Consider the following 23,675-nt stretch of genomic DNA (forward strand, 5'->3'; position numbering starts at 1 on the left):
GGTAAATATCGGCCTTTTTAATTTTAGTGGAAAAAATAACCATTTCAATTAATTACCAACTGATTTGAGTAGTACTCACTTAAGAAACTCAAGACGCATAACTTAATAATGATGTGATGAGATGGACAGAGACAGGAGAAAAAGAAGTTTTTTCGATGAAATATTCGGAATTGACCCCCTCCAGGATATGGACGAAATGTTCGATCGCCTTAGTAAGGCTATGGGCATGAGTATGGATAACTTCGGGCAGCACCCTTTTGTTTACGGATTTTCCGTAACCCAGAGGGCAGGGGAAGAGCCTGAAATCCGGGAATTTGGGAATCTCCCGATGTTTGAGCAGGCGGAAACCGGAGAAAAACGTTACCTTGACATAAGAAAACCCCTTATTGATGTACTGGAAACCGAGGAAAAGGTTCATGTGATTGCCGAGATGCCAGGCATCGAGAAAGAATATATCCAACTGAACGCAACTGATTTAATACTTGACATCGAAACATTAGATGGGAATCCAAAATATTCCGAACGTATTGAACTGCCAGTGAAGGTAGACCCCCAGAGTGCGAAAGCCACATATCAGAATGGTGTGCTGGAAGTTACCTTTAAGAGGCTGGAGTCCAGTTCTCGAACTTCTATCAATATCGAATGATCTTCGAGAGCGTCAGGAAAATCAGAGGTAATAATGGTGGGCACAAGAAAAAAAAAGGATTTCTTTGAAGATTTTGGGTCTGAACTTTTTGATAACCTGGAAGAGATGATCGAAGCCCTCCTGGAAGAAATGGGGGAGTCCGTTCCCTTTGTTTACGGATTTTCTATCATTCACCGCCCGGGGGAAGATACTGAACTCCGGGAATTTGGAAACGTTCCGGAATACTCTCAAAAAGAAGAGAATTTCTTTTCTCCGGAAACAAAAGAACCTTTAATTGACATATTTGAAAATGAGGACATGGTGCATGTACTTGTAGAATTCCCGGAGGTTGAAAAGAAAGATCTCCTGCTGCACGCTACCGCTCAGCACCTTGAAATTAAAGTCATTGGGCTTTCTGAGTATTCGGAAGATGTAGAACTCCCTGTCCTCGTGGACCCAAAGAGTGCAAAAGCAAGTTACAAAAATGGAGTGCTTGAGGTTACCTTCAGGCGCTGCCCCGAGGAAAGTCCTGTAGCAATAGAGATCAATTAATTAGAATAGATAGAGGGCCGTTTCAGGGTCAACTACCCGTCACTAAAGTGGCAGGCATGTAATAGTGCCCCGGTTGACCAGCCTGAGTCTTAATTGACTACGTTGGAAATGTCATGATACCTGCGAATGCTTCCTCAGTTTGTAGCTCTATCGTGTAGCATTAAAAGTCCTGAGAGGTAGGGGCGGTGTGTTACACATAACAAGCATATCCAACATTGGCGAGAGGAGATACGAAAGTACGTTACCTGCTACGGAAATTCTTTTCCAAAGCAGAGTGGAGAAATCCAAACATGAAAGGAATGCCAGAAAATTGACGGCATTCCTCTCATGACTAAAGTCAAAAGCATCCTGCCTTATTTTTTCGTGAAGGGCAGGAAACAAAAGCCTGAACCCTGATAAATATGCTGAGTATAGAATCAGCAGCATAGAACAATTATTGTTTTTCTTCTTCTATACTTGTACTTTTTTTATATTAGCACGGTAATTTTTTAAATATCATGTCCTTTTACAAGACGACTGGAGTTTTTAACGTGCCGCTCGTTGATTTTTTAATATCCCTTCTTTTATCGAAAAACCCAATTCCAAAACATTTCCAGAGCATTTCTCTGACAGTTTCAAAGCCAGAATGTTTCGAATAATTATGTTAGATATACTCTTTTCCTTTTGGTGATCTTTTTTTGCCCTGCTTTTCTTTTTTTAGACAATAAGCATTCTTTCGAGTTTCTCTCTATTTTGATTTTTTTTACTTTCAATGCGCATATTTCTCTTTTTTATCTATTTGATTCATTTTACATACAAGTGTCAATTTTTTGAGATATAATCCTATATATTTTAATATTGAATTAATTTAAATGAATCTGTTACTGAATCATTCTCTATTGCTTTCTCAAATTAAATCTTCTGATACACAGTTTTAGTGATCGAAATAAATTATACTGATTGAGGGGGTAACTTACCAATTAATTTAACCAATTATCCTGATTAAATTGCTACTCAAAAAGGGAAAAACTTTTCTCTGACCTTTATTTCCCTGTTTTTTTCCTCGAAATTGCTGTTTTTCTTGATAGTGTTTTTTGGAAATATTCAAATATTTGGGAATCCACATGGAATTTAGTGAACCTGATGCTATCGGTTTTAGATCTTTATATTTATTTAGTTCTGATCTGGAATATTGCACATAGTTCCATTAAACCCCTATACTGATAAAATCGATAGCATTAAAGGCTGAGTAAAGCTAAAATTTCAACGAGAAAAGTGGGATGTAATTTAAGTTATGTAAAAATCTGCAGTTTTGAAAGGGAGGTATTTGCTGTAATCAGGGAATTATTTTGGGAGATTTCGTGTGCAATTTTGGACGCAAAATAGTTTGCTTGATACTGATGATGTGTCAAACAAAAACCGAAACATTTTTACTATATGAAAAAAGAGTATACGCGAGGGAAATATAATATTACATTATATCTTTATTTCCTATGTGGATTGAATTCTAAATTGAAACTTTTGAACCTGACTAGTATTCACTATTAATTATCAATGACCAAAAAACTAAAGAGGTTGGGTTGATGATTCATGGATCCATTTAATGCAATAGTAATAGCTGTCTTTTTACCATTTATACTTGCATGGACATTACCTGCGTTATATAAAGTATTTAAACAGAGGATTGGCTGGATTGCAGCACTTATCGCATTTACGTGTTTTGTGTTGAACGTCCAGGTAATCCCGTACGCTATGGCGGGTACTCCTGTAAAAGGTTCGTTTGCCTGGTTACCGGCAGCGGGTCTATCCTTAGACTTTTATGGAGACGGCATGGCCGTTCTCCTGGCATTAATCGTTTCAGGCATTGGTGTTATCATCATGTCCTATTCAAACGGTTATATGTCCATAAAGGAAGACCTGCCAAGGTATTACCAGTGGCTCTTACTCTTTATGGGTGCAATGCTGGGTATTGCCTACACAGATAATACGATCCAGATGTTTATTTTCTGGGAACTGACTAGTATAACATCTTTTATGCTTATCGGATACTGGAGAGAAAGACCAGAATCCGTATACGGCGCAACCAAAGCCTTTCTGGTAACTGCCGGTGGCGGACTTTTCATGTTCGCAGGCTTCCTGGTGCTCAGGGTCATTACGGGCACTTATGCGATCTCTGGATTGGCTCAGAACTCTGAACTCCTTGGAGTCCTCCATGGAAGCAACTTATACGTTGCAGCTCTGATCCTGATCTTCATAGGGGCTGCTTCCAAATCTGCACAGGGGCCATTTTATATTTGGTTGCCTAACGCTATGGAAGCTCCGACTCCTGTGAGCGCGTTCCTCCACTCGGCTACAATGGTCAAGGCTGGTGTCTATCTGGTTGCAAGGATGCACCCCATCCTTTCGGGAACCACCGAATGGCTGGTCCTGGTTGCCGGGACAGGGATGATCACCATGGTTATGGCGGGCTTCATGGCTTTCCGGCAGACCGATATCAAAGCCATCCTGGCTTACTCGACAATCAGCCAGCTGGCCTACCTGATGACTATGTATGGTTATAGTACGGCCGAACACCCAGGACTGGGCTTTGCGGCAGCAACTTTCCATATGCTGAATCACTCTACCTTCAAAGCTACCCTCTTCCTTGTAGCAGGTATCGTGGCTCACGAGACGACAACCCGAGATATCAGAAAACTGGGTGGTTTGCGTAAGGAAATGCCAAAAACGTTTATAGTTGCGGTGATCGCAGCAGCCTCAATGGCTGGTGTCCCTCCACTCAACGGGTTCCTGAGCAAGGAAATGTTCTATGAAACATCCCTTGAGATAGGCAAGCTGGTTTCAGAAACTTACGGAGGACCGTGGGCTATTGTCTTCCCGGCTGTTGCAGTGCTTGGTGGTGTATTCACCCTTATGTACTCTATCAAACTGATAGACGGGATCTTCCTTGGAGAGAGGACACATGATCACGATGTCCCTCACCATGTTCACGAAGCTCCCTGGGTTATGCTGGGCCCGGCAGTTTTCCTTGTAGGTCTGATCATCTTTTTCGGGCTCTATCCCAAGTTCCCGATCGAAACCCTGATCCAGCCTGCTTATAGTGGCCTTGTCCCCCACGCAGAACACTTGCATGTAGCGCTGTGGCATGGAGTAACCACGCCGCTTTTGATGACGATAGCAACCTTTGCCATCGGTATTGTGCTTTACAAGTTCTATGACTCAATTGCTGCCTGGCAGAACAGTTTCAACGCCAAGCTTCCCTGGGTCAGCACGAACTACTGGTACGATGCAATCGTAAACAACGCAAGGGAAATAACCCACAAGTTCGCAGCGTTTGCCCAGCCAGGACCCATTGGAGTGTATGTCAAGATGACACTACTCTTTATGATTTTCCTGATATTCTGGCCGGTCTATAAGTTTAGTATAGGCATGGGTATAGGAATTGGCAATCTTCTGCCTGCAGGGATAAACTATGCGGCACAGCCTTATGAAATTGTACTGTACTCCCTGATGATTCTGGCAGCGCTTGGTGCTGCAGTCCTGCCGAAATATCTGCCTGCGGTCATATCCCTATCAGAGCTTGGTTTCCTGGTATCCCTGCTTTACATATACCTCAAAGCCCCTGACCTTGCAATGACCCAGGTCTGTGTAGAAACACTGTCCACCATTATCTTCATCCTGGTACTCATGAAGATTCCCCAGAAGTTCAAGGAGCCTATGCCGGTAGGTAAGGTTACGGTGAACCTGCTAATCTCAGGCGTTGTCGCGTTTGGTGTTCTCGCCGTAATGTTAAATGCAAACATTGGGGTATTGGCCCCGTTCGAGACCTTCAATTACTACTTCATGGAGAAGGCTCTGGCAATGACCGGCGGACTCAATGTGGTCAACGTGATAGTCGTGGACTTCAGAGGATATGATACCATCGGAGAAATTTCAGTCCTTTCCTTAGCAGCCCTTGGGGTGTACAACCTTATCCTGAGCAGAGCAAAAAAGGTGAAGGGAGGTAAGGAATAATGGCCGATACCACGATAATTACCAAAACAATCGCAAAGATCTGTTTGATGATCGATATGCTCTATTCAATCGATCTTCTGCTCATCGGAGGTAACAGGCCAGGTGGAGGTTTCATCGGCGGTGTGCTGTGTGCGGCTGGGATCGGATTGATCTATGTCGCATACGGGGTTGATGAGATCAAAAAAATCTGGAACCCGGACTGGCACATGTGGTTTGGATACGGGCTCCTGTTTGCAAGCATAACTGCCTGGACTCCCTTATTTGCAGGCCACAAATTCTTCAGAAGCGCCTGGGATTTCATTCCCGTAGAAGTAGGAGGTATTCACCTGTTTGAGATTGAACTGGTTTCATCCGGGTTCTTTGACCTTGGTGTGTACTTCGTAGTGATTGGAGGTCTGCTGTTTATTGCAACTAAATTAGGAACCGATAACGGCTCGGAGGGAGAACATGAATAATTTTTTCCTTGAGCTTACGATCGCTCTGCTCTTCGGAATCGGAACTTTCCTGGTTCTTCGCAGGGACATGATGAAAATTATCATCGGTTTCGGTATAATTTCCCATGCCATTAACCTGTATATCGTTGGAGGTGGAGTTTTCAGTGACGGTACTCTTGTACCGATTCTGGAGCACGAGCAGGCTATAGAAGGTCTTGGCCAGGGCCTTATCTATAATGATAACCTGGCAGCTGGAATTCTCGGGCCGATAACAACCACTCCATATACAGAATTCGTGGACCCTCTTGTGCAGGCTCTCGTACTCACAGCCATCGTGATCGGGCTTGCGACCACAGCATTCGTATTGACTCTTTGCTACCGCATCAATGAGGAATATGGTACTATTGATGTCCAGGAACTCAGGAGGCTTCGAGAATGAGCTTTTTAATGGATAATTTGCCGATCTTCCTGATTGCTATCCCTCTGTTAATGGCTCCGATCACAATCCTGACCAAAGGCAGTCCAGGGCTGCAAAAGGTAATCGACATCGTAGTTGGCTTTGGTTTATTGTGCTTAAGCGCGCTCCTGATCACAACCGTCTGGAAGCACGGAATTATTGCATATGATGTAGGAGAATTCGGAAAGTATGGAATCGTAATTGTAGCCGATCTGCTGGGTGCCGGGATGGTTGTCCTGAACTGCCTAATTGGCTTTTTGGGTTTAGTTTATTCCTATGATTACATAGAAGACAAATCCCTGAACCAGACCTACCACTCCCTTTACAACCTGATGCTTGCAGGCATCAACGGGATATTCCTGACAGGGGATATCTTCAACATGTTCGTCTTCTTCGAAATAATGCTGCTTTCCTCGGCAGCTTTGATAGTTTCAAACGAAAACTCAAAGGTTACGAAGATTTCGGACAAGATGGAAGCTACAATGAAGTACCTGGTCCTGAACATTCTCGGGGGCAATGTGATGCTGATTGCAGTCACATCACTGTACGCATCCATCGGTTCCCTGAACATGGCAGATATTACCCTTAAGATCAGGGTGCTTGCTGAGGCAGGGGCTGTCCCATGGCATCTGTATGCAGTGGGTTTGCTCTTTATCATTGTATTTGGTGGTAAGGCAGCAATGTTCCCTCTGCACTACTGGCTTCCGGATGTGCACCCTACAGCTCCGTCCCCGATCAGTGCAATGCTCAGTGGTGTGATCATAAAGATCGGAGCTTACGGTATACTCAGGGTCCTCTTTATGATGTTTGCTCCTTTCCAGGCAGTGTACGGACCAGTCATTCTCTTCATGGCTCTGGTCACCCTGGGCCTGGGGGCAACTTCGGCAATAGGGCAGACGGATGTTAAGCGTATGCTGGCTTATTCCAGTGTATCCCAGATAGGATATGTCTTCTTAGGCTTTGGGATGGCAGCAATGGCAAATGCAGCCGGTGAGGCTGAGGCTGCAACTCTAATCCTTGGCGCGTCCGTGGTCTACCTGATAAACCATGCACTTGCAAAGAGCATGTTGTTCCTTACCTCGGGTGGAATCATCCACACTGCCGAGACAAGGGATATGCGGCAGATGGGAGGCATGGTCAGCAAAGCTCCTATGATGGGTGTTGCTTTCCTTGTGGGAGCCATGTCAATTGGTGGAGTTCCCCCTATGGGAGGATTCATCTCCAAGTTCCTGCTCTTTGATGCAGGTCTTAGATCTCAGTTTTACATGCCCATAGGGATAGCTCTGATCTTTGCGGTCTTTACCCTCTTCTACATGTTTAGAGGCTGGATGCTTATATTCTGGGGAGAACGGGACCCACAGTACGGGGAATATTCTCACCACAAACTGTCTCCCTTGATTGTAGCTCCAGTCCTGATACTGGCAGCTATTGTGCTGATCCTTGGACTGTACCCTGAACCTGTTGTGCAGTTATCACAGACCATTGCAAACCAGATTATTGATCCTCAGCCTTATATTGATGCAGTAATGGTGAGGGTGATAAGATGAAGCGTCGTACACTTACCTATATGGCACTTCCAGTTGTTTGGTGCCTTGTCAGCGGACAAATAACCCTTGGCAGCATTCTACTTGGTCTCCTCTTTGGAGTCATAGTTGTATCGCCCTTCAGCAAGCTGTACAGGCTGGACGAGGTGGTACACCCCACGGGAGACTGGATTTCAAAGATTCCGAAGAAAATCATATATCTTTACGTTCTGATCAAGGAGATCATAAAGGCCAACATAGCAGTCGCAAAGATCGTCATCAAACCCACGATAGACATCAAACCGGGAATTATCGCGGTTCCTATCCGGACCAAAACCAATATTGGAATTACGGGTATTGCTAACACCATTACCCTTACCCCCGGAACCCTTACCGTGGATATTTCGGACGACAAAACGATCCTCTATGTGCATTCTATCGATGCAACAGATCCCCAGGGCATTCGTGATTCCATTCGGGATGATCTTGAACACTATGTACTGGAGGCATTCGAATGATTATTACACTGGAACAGGCAGATTTCCTGGCGCTGGTTGTTATGGTAGTCGCTCTGGTGCCGAGTACGTACAGAGTTCTGTACGGCCCGACCCTCCCTGACAGGATTGCAGCATCAGATGCTGTGGGTAACGTCCTTGCAATGATATTTGCTCTCTATGCTTTCCAGGGGAGGTCGATCTTCCTCATGGACGTAGCCATGCTACTTTCAGTCATCTCCTTTGTGGGGACAGTAATAGTAGCAAAGTATATCGATACAGGGGAGGTGCTGTGATGACTATAATCGCGACTATACTGGATATAATCAGTATATTCTTCCTTGTAGTAGGGCTTATATTCCTCTGTCTTGGAATGCTCGGCCTGCTGCGTTTACCTGATGTATACAACAGGTTGCACGCAACAACCAAGGTTGCAACTCTGGGTGCTCTCGGAGTCCTGGCGAGTATCATCATCCAGGAGGGCTATACGCCAATGGGAGTAAAGGCGCTGACTGTAGCGATCTTTATCATGCTTACAGCCCCCATTTCAGGCCATATGATCGGCAAGGCAGCCTACCACTCAGGAGTAAAACTCTGTGAAGGTACCTGCCTGGACGAATACGGACCTGAACACGGGCCAAAAAGCGTACCAAAAAGCGTACCAAAAAATGGATCAAAAAGCGTACCAAAGAGACAAAAATAAAAATAAAATGAATGTGTTTTTCAAACACATTCATCATTTTGTTTTTTATCGGGGTTTTGTTTTTCCGATTTATATCTATTCTATCAGGCGTTTGCTTCTTTTTTATCCAGTTTTAATTCGGTTTTTTGGTTCAATCGAATTTCTGTTTTCAGATTCTTTTTCGTTTTCCATATAATATCTGTAAAAAATTATACGGCTTTAAATTTGAGGGGACGAGTTTATTTCAGCAAGATAAAAATCACCCTCTATGTAAAAAAGGCTTATTTTGAAATTGAGAGTCTAATGTTTTTTTACACATAATCAAATTTTTTTTGCCTTCTAAAAAGAGAGTCGGTTATGTTATCTATTTTTATATCTCACTTACATATGCCAGTGAATCCCGGATAAATTAAGGCTTTCTTTGTCAGGTACGCAGAAGTTGGATTCTTTTTTTGGGAACCAACTTGAAGATGGATCAAAATGGATCTGAAAAAAGGTCTAAACAGGATTCTACAGAAGATAAGGCCAAATTGGAACTACGGAAAATCTCGAGTCCGAAAAGTTCTGATACAGGGAAAAACCGGTCTTAAAAGAGTCTAATTGGGCCGAAAAACGAATCAGAGCCACCTTTTAACAAGTGATTCGTCACTGAATATCCCTGAAGTAAAAATCATGGATGGAATATTTCCGGGATTTAAACTGGCTTTTTTAAGGGATTAAAGCATTTTCAAGCTATTTTTCAGCCAGAATATTATCAGATATACAGGTTCTCTGGCATTGTTGGTATATAGATCCTTTCTGAATGTCTCTCTTTTTCTTACTTATATAGACTATATCGAATAACTATATATCCATCCCCCCGAATTCTAACCCTGAAAAAGTCAGAAATGTGAACAGCAGGACAGAGAGGAATAGATATTATAAGAATGGTACATCTTTCAGACATCCATTTCTCAGAGGCATACTATATGCCGGAAATTGCAGATGCAATGCTCGAAAAAATAAATCAGGATAGCCCTGATATTGTTGTAATTACAGGCGATCTTACAGAAAACGGACTCGCAGCCGAGTATAATGGGGCAAAAAACTTCATTGACAGGATTGAATGCAAAAACAAGGTGATAGTTCCCGGAAATCATGACTCCAGAAATGCAGGTTATCTTTTCTTCGAGGACATTTTCAAGGCCAGGTCTTCTTTTGGGCGCTTTGGGGAAGTCACAGTTGTAGGGCTTGATTCTTCCCAGCCGGAACTTGAAGAAGGGCACATCGGAAGGGAAAACTACGGCTGGATAGAGAAGGCTCTCTCAGCAGGCGGTTTTAAGGTTTTTGCCCTTCACCACCATCTGATTCCAATTCCCCGGACAGGCAGGGGAAATAATGTGCTTGTGGACGCAGGAGACGTTCTTGAGCTTCTGGACCGTTCAGGTGTGAACCTTGTGCTCTGCGGGCACTGGCATATTCCCTGGGCCTGGAGATTAAACGACATGCTTGTTGTCAGTGCAGGAACAGTCTGTTCGTCCAAGGTCCGGGGAAAAGTCTCACAGTGTTACAACTACATTGAGCTTGAAGCGCCTGAACCTGGATGTACTCGCTGGCACCTGCAAGTTCACAGAGTTTTCGCCGGAGGAGAAAAAGAGCGGGTTGTGGACAGTATAATATAATAGGGGGGTTAAGAATTGAAATAGTCCTGGAAACTTCAGATTTCTTTTATCCGTTTCCTCCATCTTACTCATCTTTTTTTACTGCTCCTTCCCATATTTCCCTGATTCTTTTCTTTCAATATTTCGTCTCCTCTATTATTTCGTCCCCATCAATATTTTACCCTCCTCCAGAACCTTATACTCCTGCAAAATCCCGGTCGGCTATGTTATATTTTTGGAAATAACTTATAAACTATGAAACTTGGTTTAGGAATCGATACTGGTGGGACATACACTGACGCCGTTTTAATGAACCTTGCAGACGGCAGCATTCTTGATTCTAATAAAGCACTAACTACGCATTCCAATCTGGTTGAAGGGATAGAAAAAGTAGTTGCAGGCTTAAAACAGGAGTATCTGGAGGATATAAAACTTGTTTCGGTATCCACAACTCTTTCTACAAACTCCACACTGGAAGGCAAAGGCCATCCTGCAGGCCTGATTCTGGTAGGCTATAAAGTCAATGGAAATATCCCGGCTAGTGAGATAATTTCCATAGATGGCGGCCACGATTCAAAAGGAAACGAAGTTAGTTGCCTTGAACTTAATTCTGCGGAACAATTCGTTAACAGCACCAGAGGCAGGCTCTTTTCATATGCCGTATCTTCTTATTTTTCCGTACGGAACCCGGAACATGAGCTTTCAGTAAAAAAAGCAATAGAAAGGTTGACCGATAAGCCTGTTGTCTGCGGGCACGAACTTTCCCTGAGCCTGGGAGCTTACGAAAGGGCAGTAACTGCAGTTCTGAACGCTCGCTTGATCCCGATAACCACTCAGTTCATCCGGGCCGTTCTATCGGTAATGGAAGCACGAAATATCAAAGCTCCCATGATGGTAATGAAATGCGACGGTTCCCTTGCCCGCATTGAAGAGGCTCTTGAAAAGCCCGTAGAGTCTATTTTTTCAGGCCCTGCCGCAAGCCTTGTAGGGGCTGCCCATATAAGCGGCTTGAAAACCTGCGTGGCTGTGGATGTGGGAGGCACGAGCACCGATATTGCTCTGATAGAGGGCGGAGTTCCCGAGATCAGTGAAAATGGGGCTGTAGTGGGAAACTGGAAAACTATGGTCAGGGCGGTCAGGATCAGAACCTCGGCTATGGGAGGGGACAGCCACGTCGGGGTACAGAGAAAAATCTATATTGGCCCGAACAGGGTTATTCCTCTCTGCCTTGCAGCTTCAGACTATCCTTTCCTTGAAGACAAGTTGAGGAAAGCTGAAAAAATTTCGGACAGGATAATGGATGATATTTTCCAGCCAGCAAGTTTCTTTGTCAGAAGCGGGAATGCGGGGGCAGATGATGACGTACATGCTCTTAATTACTCCATCGAATTTGAACTGGAAAATTATGAACGTCAGATCTTTGATGTTATAGGATATGAGCCGGTTTCGGTATCCGATATTTCTGAAACAGTTGGAAAACATCCTCTGCAGTTTGTAAAGGCTCTGCGTTCTCTGGTCCAGAAGCGCTGCATCTACCATATAGGTTTCACACCTACGGATGCCCTCCATGTGCTTGGAGAGTATGAAATGTGGAACAGTACTGCTTCCTGGCTGGGAGCAAAAATTCTTGGCAACTATCTCGGGCTGGATCCTGAAAGTTTTTCCCGGGAAATAAAACGAAATTTTGCAAAAAATATTGCTCTTGACCTGCTGGCATTCTTTGCCAAAGACTTCAAGCGGGAAGACCTTGAAAAACTGCTGGAAAACACTCGCTTCACAAAGTTCAAAATCAATATTCCGGTCGTAATGATCGGAGCGCCTGTCAAAGCCTATGTGCCCGAACTCAGAGAATTTATCGATGCGGATATCAGGGTTCCCGAATTCCATGAAGTGGGCAATGCCGCAGGAGCCCTGGCTGGTAACGTCATCAAGAGAAGTGAAATTTTAATTCGGCCGGTAGGTTTCGGAACCGAGCAGTATCATGTGTTCTCTGAAGTAGAAAGGAAGGTTGCAGATAATTATCTTGAGGCTGTGGATTATGGGACGGAGCTTATGGAAAAACTGATTTTCGATCATATGGATGGGTACGGGCTGCAGAAAGATCAGATCCGTTTTGACTTTGAAAGAAAGGATTTCAATCCTGGTTTCGGAGCCCATAAAGAGACTCGTTTGACGGGGCTTGGTATAGGAAACCCTTTGAGGCTGGAGCAGTAACGAACCTTAAAAGTAAAGAACCTTAAAAGTATTTTCCAATTAGAGAGCTGACCTTATCAGGGGATTATAAAAGATTTCCGAATAGGACTTCAGTTCTCATAATATCCTTTTTGTTTCCTTTCCCTTTTTCTGGAGATTACAGGAGTTCCCTCTTTTTTCCTTCTCCTCCAGCCCCTTTTCCCGTTCGGTCAGGTTTTTCGGTTCTGATAAACAAATTTTTATTTATGTTTAGTTACCTCCTTCTATCAGAACTATTATTCTATATAACTGAATTTTATTCTGTAAAAGTGCTTATTCCAAAGGAGTGAAGAAAATGCGCAGGGACTACATAGACAGGGACTATAGCCCAAAAGACACAGATCTGATCTGTGAATTCCATATCGAACCGTCGGCAGGAGTGAATTTTGAGGAAGCTGCCACCCACATGGCAGGGGAAAGCTCTATAGACTCCTGGACTGAGATTTCCACATTGAGTCCCGAACTTGCAGCGAAATTAAAACCTCACGTTTTTTACCTGGACGAAGAATCACAGACCGTAAGGGTGGCTTACTCGGAAGACCTTTTTGAACTGGGTTCCGTCCCCCAGGTGCTGAGTGCTGTTGCAGGAAACATCTTCAGTATGAAAATCGTTGACAACCTCAGGCTGCAGGATATAGCCTTTCCCAGGTCAATGCTCCGCGAGTTCAAAGGTCCGAACTTCGGGCTGCAGGGGATCAGGAAACTTGTGGGTGTGTATGACCGCCCCCTTATCGGGACTATCGTTAAGCCGAAGGTAGGCTTGACCTCTGAGAAACATGCGGAAGTTGCGTACAATTCTTTTGCCGGAGGCTGTGACCTCGTTAAAGATGATGAGAACCTTACCGACCAGAAGTTCAATGGCTTTGACAGAAGGGCTGAACTCACCCTGAAAATCGCAGAAAAAGCTGAAGTCGAGACTGGGGAGAAGAAGATGTATCTCTGCAACATCACAGCCCCGACCTGTAAGGAAATGTTCCGGCGCTTAAATGTCCTCAAAGACCTAGGGGCCAGCTATGCAATGATCGATATCGTGCCGGTAGGCTGGACTGCTCTTCAGACCCTGCGGGAAGAGGCTGAAGATGCGGGTCTTGCCCTTCATGCCCACCGCTGCATGCATTCAGCGTATACTCGAAACCCCCGCCATGGGATAAGCATGGTTCTCGTTGCCAAGCTCTGCAGGTTGATAGGGCTTGACCAGCTCCATATAGGCACGGTTGTCGGGAAGATGCACGGAGAGAAGCATGAAGTCCTGTCTCTAAGGGACGAGTGCGTGCTCGAGAAAGTGCCTGCGGATGAGAGCCAGCATGTTCTTACCCAGGACTGGGGGGGATTAAAGCCAATGTTCCCGGTAGCATCCGGAGGGCTCGCTCCTACAATGATTCCTGACCTTTACTCCATCTTCGGAAAAGATGTTATTATGCAATTCGGTGGCGGAATCCATGCGCATCCGATGGGTACGGCAGCCGGAGCTACTGCCTGCAGGCAGGCTCTTGATGCAAGCCTTGAAGGAGTCAGCATGCAGGACTATGCAAAGGACCACAAAGAACTTGAAGCTGCTCTCGGGAAGTGGCTTCAGAAATAAGCTACGCAGCGACCAGGATGTATAATAAGAACCAGTTGCTAAGAGCAATTTACAAGCTGTAAAACACATAAACAATAGCAGGATACTTATCAATAAGGAGTTTACCTTCGGTGCAGGCAGAAAACGGAAATAAAATAAAGACCCGGATTTTCCGGATCTCTGAAGAGAACTTTGACGTCATTCTTGAAGAGGCTGCGGCGATTATCAGAAGGGGCGGGACAGTTGCCTTCCCCACGGAAACTGTTTATGGGCTTGGAGCTGACGGGTTGGACCCTGATGCTGTCCGGAAAATCTTTGAAGCAAAGGAACGCCCGCCTGGCAATCCTCTTAGCCTGCTCGTCCATTCCAGGGAAGACCTCGGAAAGATTACAAAAAACATCCCTGAAAAAGCTTTCAGGCTTATGGACGCTTTCTGGCCTGGGCCCCTTACGATTGTTCTGGAGAAAAATGACATTGTCCCGGGAATTACCTCGGGAAACCTGCCGTCGATAGGGCTCCGCATGCCTGACCACAGGATTCCTCTGGAGCTTATAAAGAGGGCAGGCACTCCTCTGGCTGCTCCGAGTGCGAACCTCTCGGGAAAGCCCAGTCCCAGTCTGGCAGCCCATGTCCTGGCTGACCTTACAGGCAGAATTGATGCGGTTATTGACGGAGGGGGAGCAGCTATAGGGCTTGAGTCAACTGTTGTTGATATGACAGTTGAACCTCCGGTGGTGTTGCGGCCCGGAGCCGTGGGAATTGAAGAGCTTGAAAGGGTTATAGGTAAAGTCAGGTCCGCTTATGGGGGGACTGAAGCTGGGACTGGAGGGGCTATGCCTGAAAAGCAGGCAGGTCAGAAATACGGGCATTATGCCCCGGATGCGCAGGTCGTGCTTATGGAAGGGGAAATGAAAAAAGTTTCCGAAAAGATTGATACCCTGCTCGAAAATTACCGACGCGAGGGCAAGAAAGTCGGACTTCTGCTTAGCGATGAGACCGCAGGCTTTTTTGCTTCTGAAAGATTGAGTGCATATGAATGCTTTTTACTGGGGTCCCGCGAAGAGCCTGAGGAAGCTGCCAGAAGACTATTTGAAGGGCTCAGGGTTCTGGACACGAAAAGTCTGGATGTAATTCTGGCTGACGGCTCTTTTTCCCCTTCAGGACTTGGAACTGCACTCCTTAACCGGTTAAGAGAAGCTGCCTCCGTAAGGCATGCTGTTTAAGTCGGTTGTACCTGTTAAATTGCAATATTATAAGCGAGAATTTGACAGTCAGATTTGATAGTCAGATTTGATAGTCAGATTTGATAGTTATTGATTTTTTAGATACCTGGAGAGATCTTCTTGAAAGCAGAAAAAAAAGAACAGATGGAAAAAATGCGGGCTTATAAAAAAGTTCGGAAGCAGAACAACAAAACAACAGGAGTAAGCCTTGCGATCCTGGCTGCAGGTCTGCTTTTGAAGACTCTTAATATAGTTATTCTTGGTATTGATGTCGGGTACTATATTCTCTGGGCAGGGGTTTTTGTCTTCTTTGTGACTTCGATGTCAGGTCTCTTCGCTGCGGGAGCCCTGCGTAAGCAGAAATAATCTTTTTCCTTCTTTTCCAAAAAGGGACTTTTCAACATGGGTGAAACAATTGCAAGTGAGGAAATGCATGAGTACTTCAATGGGCTTGAGGCAAGGCTAAAAGAGGCAATAGATGTTGCAAATAGGGCTCGGGCCCGGGGTGGAGATCCGAAGCCCACTGTGGAAATTCCTCTTGCCAAAGACCTTGCAGATAGGGTTGAAAACCTTATAGGAGTCAAAGGGGTTGCTGCAAAGATCCGGGAGCTTGAGGTCAACATGTCCAGGGAAGAAGCTGCCCTTGAAATCGGGCGCCAGGTCGCCGAAGGGATGGTAGGAAGCTTTCCAACAAAGAAAGATGCCGTGGAAGCTGCTATCCGTGTTTCCATGGCGGTCCTGACCGAAGGGGTAGTTGCAGCTCCTATCGAAGGAATCGATAAGGTAGATCTCGGGAAAAATGACGACGGTTCTCAGTATATCCGGATATTTTATTCGGGACCCATCAGGAGTGCAGGAGGGACTGCGCAGGCGCTTTCCGTGCTGGTTGGCGACTATGTGAGGCGCGGGATAGGAATTGATCGCTACAAGCCAAGAGATGAGGAAGTAGAGCGCTATGTGGAAGAAATCCTGCTTTACAAGAGGGTCGCAAGCCTTCAGTACATGCCTTCCGAAGACGAAATCCGTCTGATAGTCCGGAACTGCCCGGTTTGCATTGACGGGGATCCGACTGAAGAAGCCGAGGTCGAAGGGCACAGGAATCTTGAGAGGATAGGGACAAACCGTGTCCGGGGGGGAATGTGTCTCGTGCTTGCCGAAGGTCTTGCCCTCAAGGCCCCCAAGGTCAAAAAGCACGTCAACAAGTTGAAGATAGATGGATGGGACTGGCTGGAGACACTTATCGGGGGTGCTAAAAGTGAGGAAAGTGCTGAAGATGAGCACAAAAACAAGATCAAGCCAAAGGATAAATATATCCGTGACCTGATCGCCGGAAGGCCTGTTTTCTCTCATCCTTCAAGGCCAGGAGGTTTCAGGCTGCGGTACGGGCGGTCAAGAAATACTTCATTTGCTTCGGCAGGAATAAGTCCTGCCAGCATGGTCTTGCTTGACGATTTTATAGCTAACGGGACTCAGCTTAAGGTTGAAAGGCCCGGAAAAGCTGCAGCCATGTCTGCCGTGGATTCCATAGAGGGACCTACGGTAAGGCTTTTTTCGGGAGACCTTGTCCGTATAGATAATATAAAGGAGGCGTATGAAATTCGCCCACAGGTTGAGGTAATTGTTGATATCGGGGAAATTCTGATCAATTATGGGGACTTCCTTGAAAATAATCATCCTCTTATGCCTTCCCCTTATGTTTTCGAATGGTGGCAGTACGATTACCAGGCAGCCTGCCCTGAACAAATTCCCGAGGAAGAGCTGAAAAACCCCTCCGCTGCCCTTGCTCTCAGGCTTGCAGAGGAGTTTAATGTGCCGTTGCACCCAAAGTTTACCTATCTCTGGCACGACATAAACCGGCACGAGTTTGAAGCTCTCAGAAAATTTGTGGCTGAAAAAGGGAGCTTTCTGGCAGGCGAAGTGGCTGGGGGAGGAGTCCTTAAACTGCCCCTGGAAGCTTCTCTTGAAGAGGAAATAAAGCCGGTGCTTGAAAAACTCCTAGTCCTGCACAGGGTAAAAAATGGAGAAATCCTTATCGAAGAGGCTCTTCCGTTTATTTTCTGCCTTGGGCTTGACAATTCTCTCAAAGAAAAAGCCAGTATGCCAGACATAGATGATATGGTGGAAGTTGCAGGTGTTTTGAGCGGGTTTAAGGTTTATCCGAGAGCTCCTTCAAGGATAGGGGCACGGATGGGAAGACCGGAAAAATCTAACCTGCGCAAGATGTCTCCTGCAGCCCAGGTTCTCTTCCCGATAAACAATTCTGGGGGAATTACGCGGAATCTTGTCTCTGCCTCCGACTACACATCCTGCATGAATGCGAAGATCGGAGAAATTGAAGTGGAATTAGGGCGGAGGGAATGCCCTTCCTGCGGGAAAGAATCTTATTTCTGGCGCTGCGAATGCGGAGAATTCACGAATCCCAAACTTTCCTGCTCTCGCTGCAAGATCGATGTAAAGGGTGCTGAGACCTGCCCCAAGTGCGGGAAAAAGCTGACTTCCGTTGCAAACGTAAAACTGGATTTCCGTTCCATTTACAAGCAGGCTTTTGAGAACTTAGGGGAAAGGGAAAAAAAGGATCTAATTAAGGGAGTAAAGCGGCTCATGAACGGGCAAATGACGCCCGAGCCCCTGGAAAAAGGAATTCTGCGCGCAAAACATAATGTTTACGTTTTTAAAGATGGGACTATACGCTACGACATGTCAGATATTCCCCTTACTCATATCAGGGCTGATGAACTGGGAATTACGGCAGCCAAACTCCGAGAACTCGGGTACAGTGAGGATATTTGTGGAAAACCCCTTGAGAGGGACGATCAGATTGTCTGCCTGAAGGTTCAGGATCTTGTGATCTCTTATGATGGGGCTGAGTATATGCTGCGTACTGCAAAATATGTGGATGACCTTCTTGTGAAGTATTACAAGATTGAGCCCTATTACAATGCCGAAACTATTCAGGACCTTGTGGGAGCACTGCTCATAGGGCTTGCTCCCCATACTTCCGCAGGAGTACTCGGGCGCCTTATAGGGTTTACGAGAGCTTCCGTAGGCTATGCTCATCCTTTTTTCCATGCTTCAAAACGCAGGAATTGTGACGGAGATGAAGATTGCATAATGCTTCTTATGGATGGGATTCTCAATTTTTCCAGGTCATATCTGCCCGACAAAAGGGGGGGGAAGATGGATGCTCCTCTGGTGCTAACTACCAGGATTGACCCCAAGGAAGTGGATAAGGAAGCCCATAATATTGATGTTTCTGCGTGCTATCCTCTTGAGTTTTACAGGGCTACGCAGGAAATCAAAAATCCCACTGAAATTGAGAGTATTATGGACCTGGTTAGCAGCCGGCTTGGGACGCCCGAGCAGTACGAACATTTCATGTTTACCCATGATACATCGGACATTGCTGCAGGCCCTCTTAATTCTTCATATAAGACCCTCGGAAGTATGATTGAGAAAATGGAGGCTCAACTCGCCCTGGCTAGCAGGATACGGGCAGTAGACGCACCTGACGTAGCTGAAAGGGTGCTCAAGTCTCATTTCCTTCCGGACCTGATAGGAAATCTGCGTTCTTTTTCCAGACAGCGGATGCGCTGTATCAAATGTGGAGAAAAATTCAGGCGTCCCCCCCTTACCGGAGCTTGCCCGAAATGCGGAGGCAATGTGATACTTACCGTGCATGAGGGATCTGTCCGCAAATATCTTGAAATTTCAAAAGAGATCGGTGAAAGGTACGGGGTCTCCAGCTATACCAGACAGAGGATAGAGCTTCTTGATTATGATATCAGCTCTCTGTTTGAAAACCACAGGGTTAAACAGCTGGGACTTTCAGATTTTATGTCCGGGTCTGCGCGCTGAGTCAAGAGCAGAGTGTGTTAAGAATATGAAATGACTTCATACGGCTAGCGAGGAGGAGATAGGGCAGTCTAAAAGTCTGAAGAAATTGGGATGTTTTCAATAATGATCCAGGCTTTTCTGCAGAATTTTTTCTTCAGGAAAAGAGGTCGTTTCATACACCCACAGCAGGAAACCCGTTAAATCTTTTGATTTAGCGGGCAATTGTCTCTCTTTCTCAGTTTTGTATTAATATTCGGCTCTCTCCAGAGTGCGATTCTAACGCCTCTCTTACACCGAGTCTTTACTTTGCAGGCATCCCCAGGGAGTTAATCTGGCTAATAAGCTCCGTGAAGCTCTCTATTTCCAGTTCCAGAACCTCTTCTCTGGTCATGCCTATGGACATTTCTCCGTCCACGGAAAGATGCTCGGGTCCTCTGCGCACAAGCCTGTCCACTCCGTCTCTTTTGAAGGCTTCTTTGATTTCCATGTCATGGGCAAAAGCTCTTCCCGGAATAAAGACAGTTTCAGTTACCTCAGAGAGGTCCATGTTTTTAAAATCGTCAATTGTAATAAGGCAGCCGATGTCCTTTTTCACTGGAACTACGTTTACAGTCCCCCCAAGGGCTTCAAATATTTCCGTAAGCCTGGGGGCAGCGACCTGACCTGTGATGATAGTTGCCTTTTTGGTTACATTGGGAAGTCTTGAAAGGGCTTCAGGAACGTTGCGGATTGCAAAAGGTGAGCCGATTAATGGGTCTTCCAGTGGCGTTCCGGTAATCCTTATTGAAGGATGCTTTTCTGCGGAACTGCGTACAATTTCAGTAAATTCAGAAACCGTGTGAGGATTTATTCCGGGAATGATAGGAGAATTATTGAGAATCAAACCGTTTTCCTGAAAGTTTGCAAATCTCATCAGAATGGCTCCCTTTGCACCCATAGTTTCGAGATCACTCAGGGTCTTTTCAAGAACCTCTCCATCATTTATTCCTGGGAGGAGAACTATTGCCCCGTAGACTTCACAGTGAGCACAGAAGTCCCGAAGAACCTGAATTGAAGCTTCGGGCTCAGGATCTTTCATATATTCGGCTCTCAAAGCCGGGTCTGTTGCAAAGACCGTGAAACTCACTTCGGTAACCCCATTATCTATGTAGAATAGAGCGTCATCAGGTTTAATGAAGCCTTTTCCGCTGGTATATCCCAGATGTATCGGGGTGTTGAACTGAGATAGAAAAGTAACAAGATTCTTCAGGTCGGGGTAACAGCTTAAGTCCCCTCCTCCGCTAACAGTGAATTTTTTGACATCTCCGGTTGTGAAGTAAAGTTTTCTTGACGTCTCTTCGAGTACCATCTGGAGAGACTTGAAGCCTGAGTACGATTCTTTCACACTGCGAGTACAGTAATCACACCCTTTTTTAAAAGGGAGGCAATACTTGCAGCCCAGGGGCTGAACGTCTTTGACTTTCTTAAAATAACAATATTTGCAAAAGCCTCTGCAGTCTACCCCGGGATTTCCGCCTACGTCGACAACTACTTCCATATTAAACTTTCGTATTACGAGGATATTACTAATTCTTTTTGGTATGATTATCTTTATTGGATATGAACATTTTAATAAAAATACTGTTATACTAATCGTTTTTCGGTAAAATACTTAAATAAGTGGGTATGGGTATTGTCGGTAGTTTTAAGTAACCTTAAAATGTCCTTTTCCTTTTGATGCCGTTTTTTTATATATTTTGATAAAAATATATTCTATCTGAATAAAATACCTTTTAAAAAAATACGTGAATTCATCTAGCTGAGAACACAAAAGATTTAAGTACCTTCTAAACGAATGAGATTTCATTGGGAAAGTGGACACTTAAAAACGATGCGGTACTTGATTTGTGAGTGCTATTTGCACTCGAGTAGGTGACCAGTCCCAAAATGATTTTAATAAATTAAGGAGGAAATTATAAGTGTCTGACACAGTAGACATCTACGACGACAGAGGAAAACTGCTCGAGAGCAATGTCGATATTATGAACCTTGCTCCAACAAGAAACGCAGCAATTAAAAAAATTATATTGGACACCAAGAGGTCCGTTGCAATCAACCTTGCAGGTATTCAGGGCGCACTTGCAAGCGGCAAGATGGGCGGCAAAGGTCGTCAGATCTTAGGCCGTGGGCTTAACTACGATATCGTAGGCAACGTTGATGCAATTGCAGCAAGCGTTAAGGATCTTATCAAAGTCGATGAAGGCGACGACGCAAATGTAAAGATCCTCAAGGGCGGAAAGAGCTTGCTCGTCCAGGTCCCAGAGTCCAGGATACTCTCTGGCGCTGACTACATGTCCGCAACCACCGTCGGTGCAGCAGCAGTCACCCAGACAGTTCTGGATATGTTCAAAACCGACATGTACGATGCACCCATTGTAAAGTCCGCTATCTGGGGAAGCTACCCACAGACAATGGACCTCATGGGCGGAAACGTTGCAGGTATCCTGAACATCCCCCAGAACAACGAAGGTCTTGGCTTCTCCCTCAGGAACATTATGGCCAACCACGTTGCAGCAATCACCAACCGCGGTGCAATGAACGCCGCAGCTCTCTCCTCAATCTATGAACAGTCCGGTATCTTTGAGATGGGTGGCGCAGTTGGTATGTTCGAGAGGCATCAGCTCCTCGGTCTTGCTTGCCAGGGTCTCAACGCCAACAATGTCGTATACGACACTGTAAAGCAGAACGGTAAGGACGGTACCATTGGAACCGTTATCCAGTCTATTGTCGGAAGGGCAATTGAAGACGGTGTAATCTCCGTTGACAAGACCGCACCATCCGGATACAAATTCTACAAGGCAAACGACGTCCCAATGTGGAACGCCTATGCAGCAGCAGGTACCCTTGCAGCCACTCTTGTGAACTGTGGTGCAGGCCGTGCAGCCCAGAACGTCTCCTCAACACTTCTGTACTTCAACGATATGCTTGAGAAGGAAACCGGTCTCCCAGGATGCGACTATGGTAAAGTACAGGGTGTCGCAGTAGGATTCTCCTTCTTCAGCCACTCAATCTATGGTGGCGGTGGACCCGGTGTCTTCAACGGTAACCACGTCGTTACCAGGCACTCAAGAGGCTTTGCAATCCCCTGCGTATGCGCAGCAGTAGCCCTTGATGCAGGTACTCAGATGTTCACAATCGAATCAACATCTGGCCTCATTGGTGACGTGTTTGGTGGAATAAAGGAATTCCGCGAGCCGATTAAGGCAGTTGCAGGAGCGCTCTAAAAATATAACTCGAAAGGTCTAAAGATGTCAGACTCTGCTTCAAACACGGAAGATCCTATTCAAATCGAAATCTTTCCCAGTAGAATCCTGTCTCCTGAAACTGCTCAGAAGCTTATTACTGAGCTTTATCGGATTGACGGGATAATCCGCGTTATGGTCCAGGGCTCAAGACTCCCCGAAAGGGTGTCTGCAGGCCCGGGTACCGGGGAAAAGGTGGACCACCCCCTAAGGAAGCCTATTCAGATCGGAGATCAGGTTATTGAACTTAAGATCAGTGTAGGCAGGATCAGGCTTGAAATCTCAAATGCCGAAACTAAAGAAGAGGTCAGGTCAGTATGCGATAAAGTGTTCCCGTTTGCTTTTGAATTCAGGGAAGGACACTTCTTCAGGAAACAGCCTACTGTGACTGACTATGCAAAATTTGGTCCTGATTCCGACACTTCCTTGCTTGGTATGGTAGATGCTAAAGCCAATATCGACCAGCTCGTCTTTATCGAGAAACAAAAGAAAGAAGGTCACAAAGATACAGATGAGTGAAAAGATATGATGATCGATCGGGAAACACAGGTAGTTGACTGCCGATGCGGCGGAGGACTGGGCAAAGGAGGAGGGCTTGCTCAAAGGGGCACTCTTTCGGAAGCCGGCCGTGCCGATGTGGTAGCTATTGCTATGAGTCCCGGCCAGAGGCATATCACAAAACCGGTATGCGAGATCACATACGGAATGAGGAAGGAAAACATTCAGGTGAGTGTACTTGTACTTTACTCCGGTTCAGGGATTCCCGAATCAGGCATGAGGACAGGGTCATTTGTACTGAGTCCGGTAGAAGTTGCACAGATTGAAATGCACAAACTGGCTGTTATTCACCTCGGAAATATTAAGGACCATGTAATTAGAAAAACCAGGGAGATCCTGAGCCAGGCTGATATTCCGGCAATTGTTGTCAGCCAGATTCCGGTGGATTTTGAGGATTTTGCAGAAGCAGGGATAAAGACGAGATTAGTGATGCCAAGGGATGAAAATATTCGTACCAAGGGAATTGTAATGGATATGGTAAGTGGAGTTACACGTGGTGACTTCTGTCCCAGGGATAAACTAAATTCAATCGTAAAATACGTCAAGACGACATTAGACCAGTTAGAAAATCATAAAGGAGTTGCATGAG

19 protein-coding genes are annotated in these 23,675 nt (G+C 45.5%); 18 read left to right on the top strand and 1 reads right to left on the bottom strand.

Annotated features, from left to right (window positions below; translation table 11 throughout):
• Positions 1 to 121: 121 nt before the first annotated feature.
• From hsp20 to PHF18_RS02965, 15 genes are all read left to right on the top strand, one after another.
• Positions 122 to 646 (top strand): archaeal heat shock protein Hsp20, encoded by a 525-nt coding sequence (gene hsp20, locus PHF18_RS02895; protein WP_300098062.1) that lies wholly within the window; start codon positions 122 to 124, stop codon positions 644 to 646.
• Positions 647 to 679: 33 nt separating this feature from the next.
• Positions 680 to 1,177: an Hsp20/alpha crystallin family protein gene (locus tag PHF18_RS02900; protein ID WP_300098064.1), complete on the top strand. Its 498-nt coding sequence runs from the start codon at positions 680 to 682 to the stop codon at positions 1,175 to 1,177.
• A gap of 1,569 nt (positions 1,178 to 2,746) precedes the next feature.
• On the top strand, positions 2,747 to 5,167 hold the full coding sequence (gene mbhE / locus PHF18_RS02905; RefSeq protein ID WP_300098066.1) for a hydrogen gas-evolving membrane-bound hydrogenase subunit E: 2,421 nt from the start codon (positions 2,747 to 2,749) through the stop codon (positions 5,165 to 5,167).
• Positions 5,167 to 5,622: a monovalent cation/H+ antiporter subunit B gene (locus PHF18_RS02910; RefSeq protein ID WP_300098068.1), complete on the top strand. Its 456-nt coding sequence runs from the start codon at positions 5,167 to 5,169 to the stop codon at positions 5,620 to 5,622. The genes mbhE and PHF18_RS02910 overlap by 1 nt, the downstream gene beginning before the upstream one ends.
• Complete coding sequence (locus PHF18_RS02915) at positions 5,615 to 6,040, top strand: NADH-quinone oxidoreductase subunit K (RefSeq protein ID WP_300098070.1); 426 nt, start codon at positions 5,615 to 5,617, stop codon at positions 6,038 to 6,040. The genes PHF18_RS02910 and PHF18_RS02915 overlap by 8 nt, the downstream gene beginning before the upstream one ends.
• Entirely contained in the window at positions 6,037 to 7,605 is a 1,569-nt protein-coding gene (locus PHF18_RS02920; protein ID WP_300098073.1) for a proton-conducting transporter membrane subunit, read from the top strand. The genes PHF18_RS02915 and PHF18_RS02920 overlap by 4 nt, the downstream gene beginning before the upstream one ends.
• Complete coding sequence (locus PHF18_RS02925; RefSeq protein ID WP_300098075.1) at positions 7,602 to 8,099, top strand: Na+/H+ antiporter subunit E; 498 nt, start codon at positions 7,602 to 7,604, stop codon at positions 8,097 to 8,099. Before PHF18_RS02920 ends, PHF18_RS02925 begins: the two co-directional genes overlap by 4 nt.
• A complete protein-coding gene (locus tag PHF18_RS02930; protein ID WP_300098077.1) occupies positions 8,096 to 8,371 on the top strand; it encodes a monovalent cation/H+ antiporter complex subunit F in 276 nt (91 codons plus the stop codon). The genes PHF18_RS02925 and PHF18_RS02930 overlap by 4 nt, the downstream gene beginning before the upstream one ends.
• Complete coding sequence (gene mnhG, locus PHF18_RS02935; protein WP_300098079.1) at positions 8,371 to 8,778, top strand: monovalent cation/H(+) antiporter subunit G; 408 nt, start codon at positions 8,371 to 8,373, stop codon at positions 8,776 to 8,778. Before PHF18_RS02930 ends, mnhG begins: the two co-directional genes overlap by 1 nt.
• A gap of 947 nt (positions 8,779 to 9,725) precedes the next feature.
• Entirely contained in the window at positions 9,726 to 10,418 is a 693-nt protein-coding gene (locus tag PHF18_RS02940; protein WP_300098081.1) for a metallophosphoesterase, read from the top strand.
• A 234-nt stretch (positions 10,419 to 10,652) separates the two neighbouring features.
• Positions 10,653 to 12,611, top strand: a complete 1,959-nt coding sequence (locus PHF18_RS02945) for a hydantoinase/oxoprolinase family protein (protein ID WP_300098084.1) — start codon at positions 10,653 to 10,655, stop codon at positions 12,609 to 12,611.
• Between the two features lie 271 nt (positions 12,612 to 12,882).
• Positions 12,883 to 14,211: a type III ribulose-bisphosphate carboxylase gene (gene rbcL / locus PHF18_RS02950; protein ID WP_300098392.1), complete on the top strand. Its 1,329-nt coding sequence runs from the start codon at positions 12,883 to 12,885 to the stop codon at positions 14,209 to 14,211.
• A gap of 110 nt (positions 14,212 to 14,321) precedes the next feature.
• Positions 14,322 to 15,413, top strand: a complete 1,092-nt coding sequence (locus PHF18_RS02955; protein WP_300098087.1) for an L-threonylcarbamoyladenylate synthase — start codon at positions 14,322 to 14,324, stop codon at positions 15,411 to 15,413.
• Positions 15,414 to 15,533: 120 nt separating this feature from the next.
• On the top strand, positions 15,534 to 15,779 hold the full coding sequence (locus tag PHF18_RS02960) for a hypothetical protein (RefSeq protein WP_300098090.1): 246 nt from the start codon (positions 15,534 to 15,536) through the stop codon (positions 15,777 to 15,779).
• A gap of 36 nt (positions 15,780 to 15,815) precedes the next feature.
• Positions 15,816 to 19,268, top strand: coding sequence for a DNA polymerase II large subunit (locus PHF18_RS02965; protein ID WP_300098093.1), 3,453 nt, complete (start codon positions 15,816 to 15,818; stop codon positions 19,266 to 19,268).
• A gap of 280 nt (positions 19,269 to 19,548) precedes the next feature.
• On the opposite strand, the gene mmp10 is transcribed toward PHF18_RS02965, so the two are convergent.
• Positions 19,549 to 20,784, bottom strand: a complete 1,236-nt coding sequence (mmp10, locus tag PHF18_RS02970) for a methyl coenzyme M reductase-arginine methyltransferase Mmp10 (protein WP_300098095.1) — start codon at positions 20,782 to 20,784, stop codon at positions 19,549 to 19,551.
• A gap of 421 nt (positions 20,785 to 21,205) precedes the next feature.
• Between mmp10 and mcrB the strand changes: the two genes are divergently transcribed.
• Genes mcrB through mcrC form a run of 3 tightly spaced genes read left to right on the top strand, consistent with a single transcriptional unit; the run spans position 21,206 to position 23,674 of the window.
• Positions 21,206 to 22,510, top strand: a complete 1,305-nt coding sequence (gene mcrB / locus PHF18_RS02975) for a coenzyme-B sulfoethylthiotransferase subunit beta (RefSeq protein WP_300098097.1) — start codon at positions 21,206 to 21,208, stop codon at positions 22,508 to 22,510.
• Between the two features lie 24 nt (positions 22,511 to 22,534).
• Complete coding sequence (mcrD, locus tag PHF18_RS02980; RefSeq protein WP_300098099.1) at positions 22,535 to 23,047, top strand: methyl-coenzyme M reductase operon protein D; 513 nt, start codon at positions 22,535 to 22,537, stop codon at positions 23,045 to 23,047.
• A gap of 6 nt (positions 23,048 to 23,053) precedes the next feature.
• Positions 23,054 to 23,674 (top strand): methyl-coenzyme M reductase I operon protein C, encoded by a 621-nt coding sequence (mcrC, locus tag PHF18_RS02985; RefSeq protein ID WP_300098101.1) that lies wholly within the window; start codon positions 23,054 to 23,056, stop codon positions 23,672 to 23,674.
• The last annotated feature ends 1 nt before the right edge of the window (position 23,675 follow it).

The sequence above is a fragment of the Methanosarcina sp. genome, from assembly GCF_028693135.1.
In the GTDB taxonomy this organism is placed as follows: Archaea; Halobacteriota; Methanosarcinia; order Methanosarcinales; family Methanosarcinaceae; genus Methanosarcina.

Excerpts from the sequence above, each read along its gene's own strand:
- PHF18_RS02940 (WP_300098081.1), top strand. The coding sequence starts at position 9,726 with ATGCCGGAAATTGCAGATGCAATGCTCGAAAAAATAAATCAGGATAGC.
- mmp10 (WP_300098095.1), bottom strand. The coding sequence starts at position 20,784 with ATGGAAGTAGTTGTCGACGTAGGCGGAAATCCCGGGGTAGACTGCAGA.
- mcrD (WP_300098099.1), top strand. The coding sequence starts at position 22,535 with ATGTCAGACTCTGCTTCAAACACGGAAGATCCTATTCAAATCGAAATC.
- mnhG (WP_300098079.1), top strand. The coding sequence starts at position 8,371 with ATGACTATAATCGCGACTATACTGGATATAATCAGTATATTCTTCCTT.
- PHF18_RS02910 (WP_300098068.1), top strand. The coding sequence starts at position 5,167 with ATGGCCGATACCACGATAATTACCAAAACAATCGCAAAGATCTGTTTG.
- PHF18_RS02945 (WP_300098084.1), top strand. The coding sequence starts at position 10,653 with ATGAAACTTGGTTTAGGAATCGATACTGGTGGGACATACACTGACGCC.
- mbhE (WP_300098066.1), top strand. The coding sequence starts at position 2,747 with ATGGATCCATTTAATGCAATAGTAATAGCTGTCTTTTTACCATTTATA.
- hsp20 (WP_300098062.1), top strand. The coding sequence starts at position 122 with ATGGACAGAGACAGGAGAAAAAGAAGTTTTTTCGATGAAATATTCGGA.
- PHF18_RS02920 (WP_300098073.1), top strand. The coding sequence starts at position 6,037 with ATGAGCTTTTTAATGGATAATTTGCCGATCTTCCTGATTGCTATCCCT.
- PHF18_RS02900 (WP_300098064.1), top strand. The coding sequence starts at position 680 with ATGGTGGGCACAAGAAAAAAAAAGGATTTCTTTGAAGATTTTGGGTCT.
- PHF18_RS02930 (WP_300098077.1), top strand. The coding sequence starts at position 8,096 with ATGATTATTACACTGGAACAGGCAGATTTCCTGGCGCTGGTTGTTATG.
- PHF18_RS02915 (WP_300098070.1), top strand. The coding sequence starts at position 5,615 with ATGAATAATTTTTTCCTTGAGCTTACGATCGCTCTGCTCTTCGGAATC.
- PHF18_RS02965 (WP_300098093.1), top strand. The coding sequence starts at position 15,816 with ATGGGTGAAACAATTGCAAGTGAGGAAATGCATGAGTACTTCAATGGG.
- mcrC (WP_300098101.1), top strand. The coding sequence starts at position 23,054 with ATGATGATCGATCGGGAAACACAGGTAGTTGACTGCCGATGCGGCGGA.
- PHF18_RS02925 (WP_300098075.1), top strand. The coding sequence starts at position 7,602 with ATGAAGCGTCGTACACTTACCTATATGGCACTTCCAGTTGTTTGGTGC.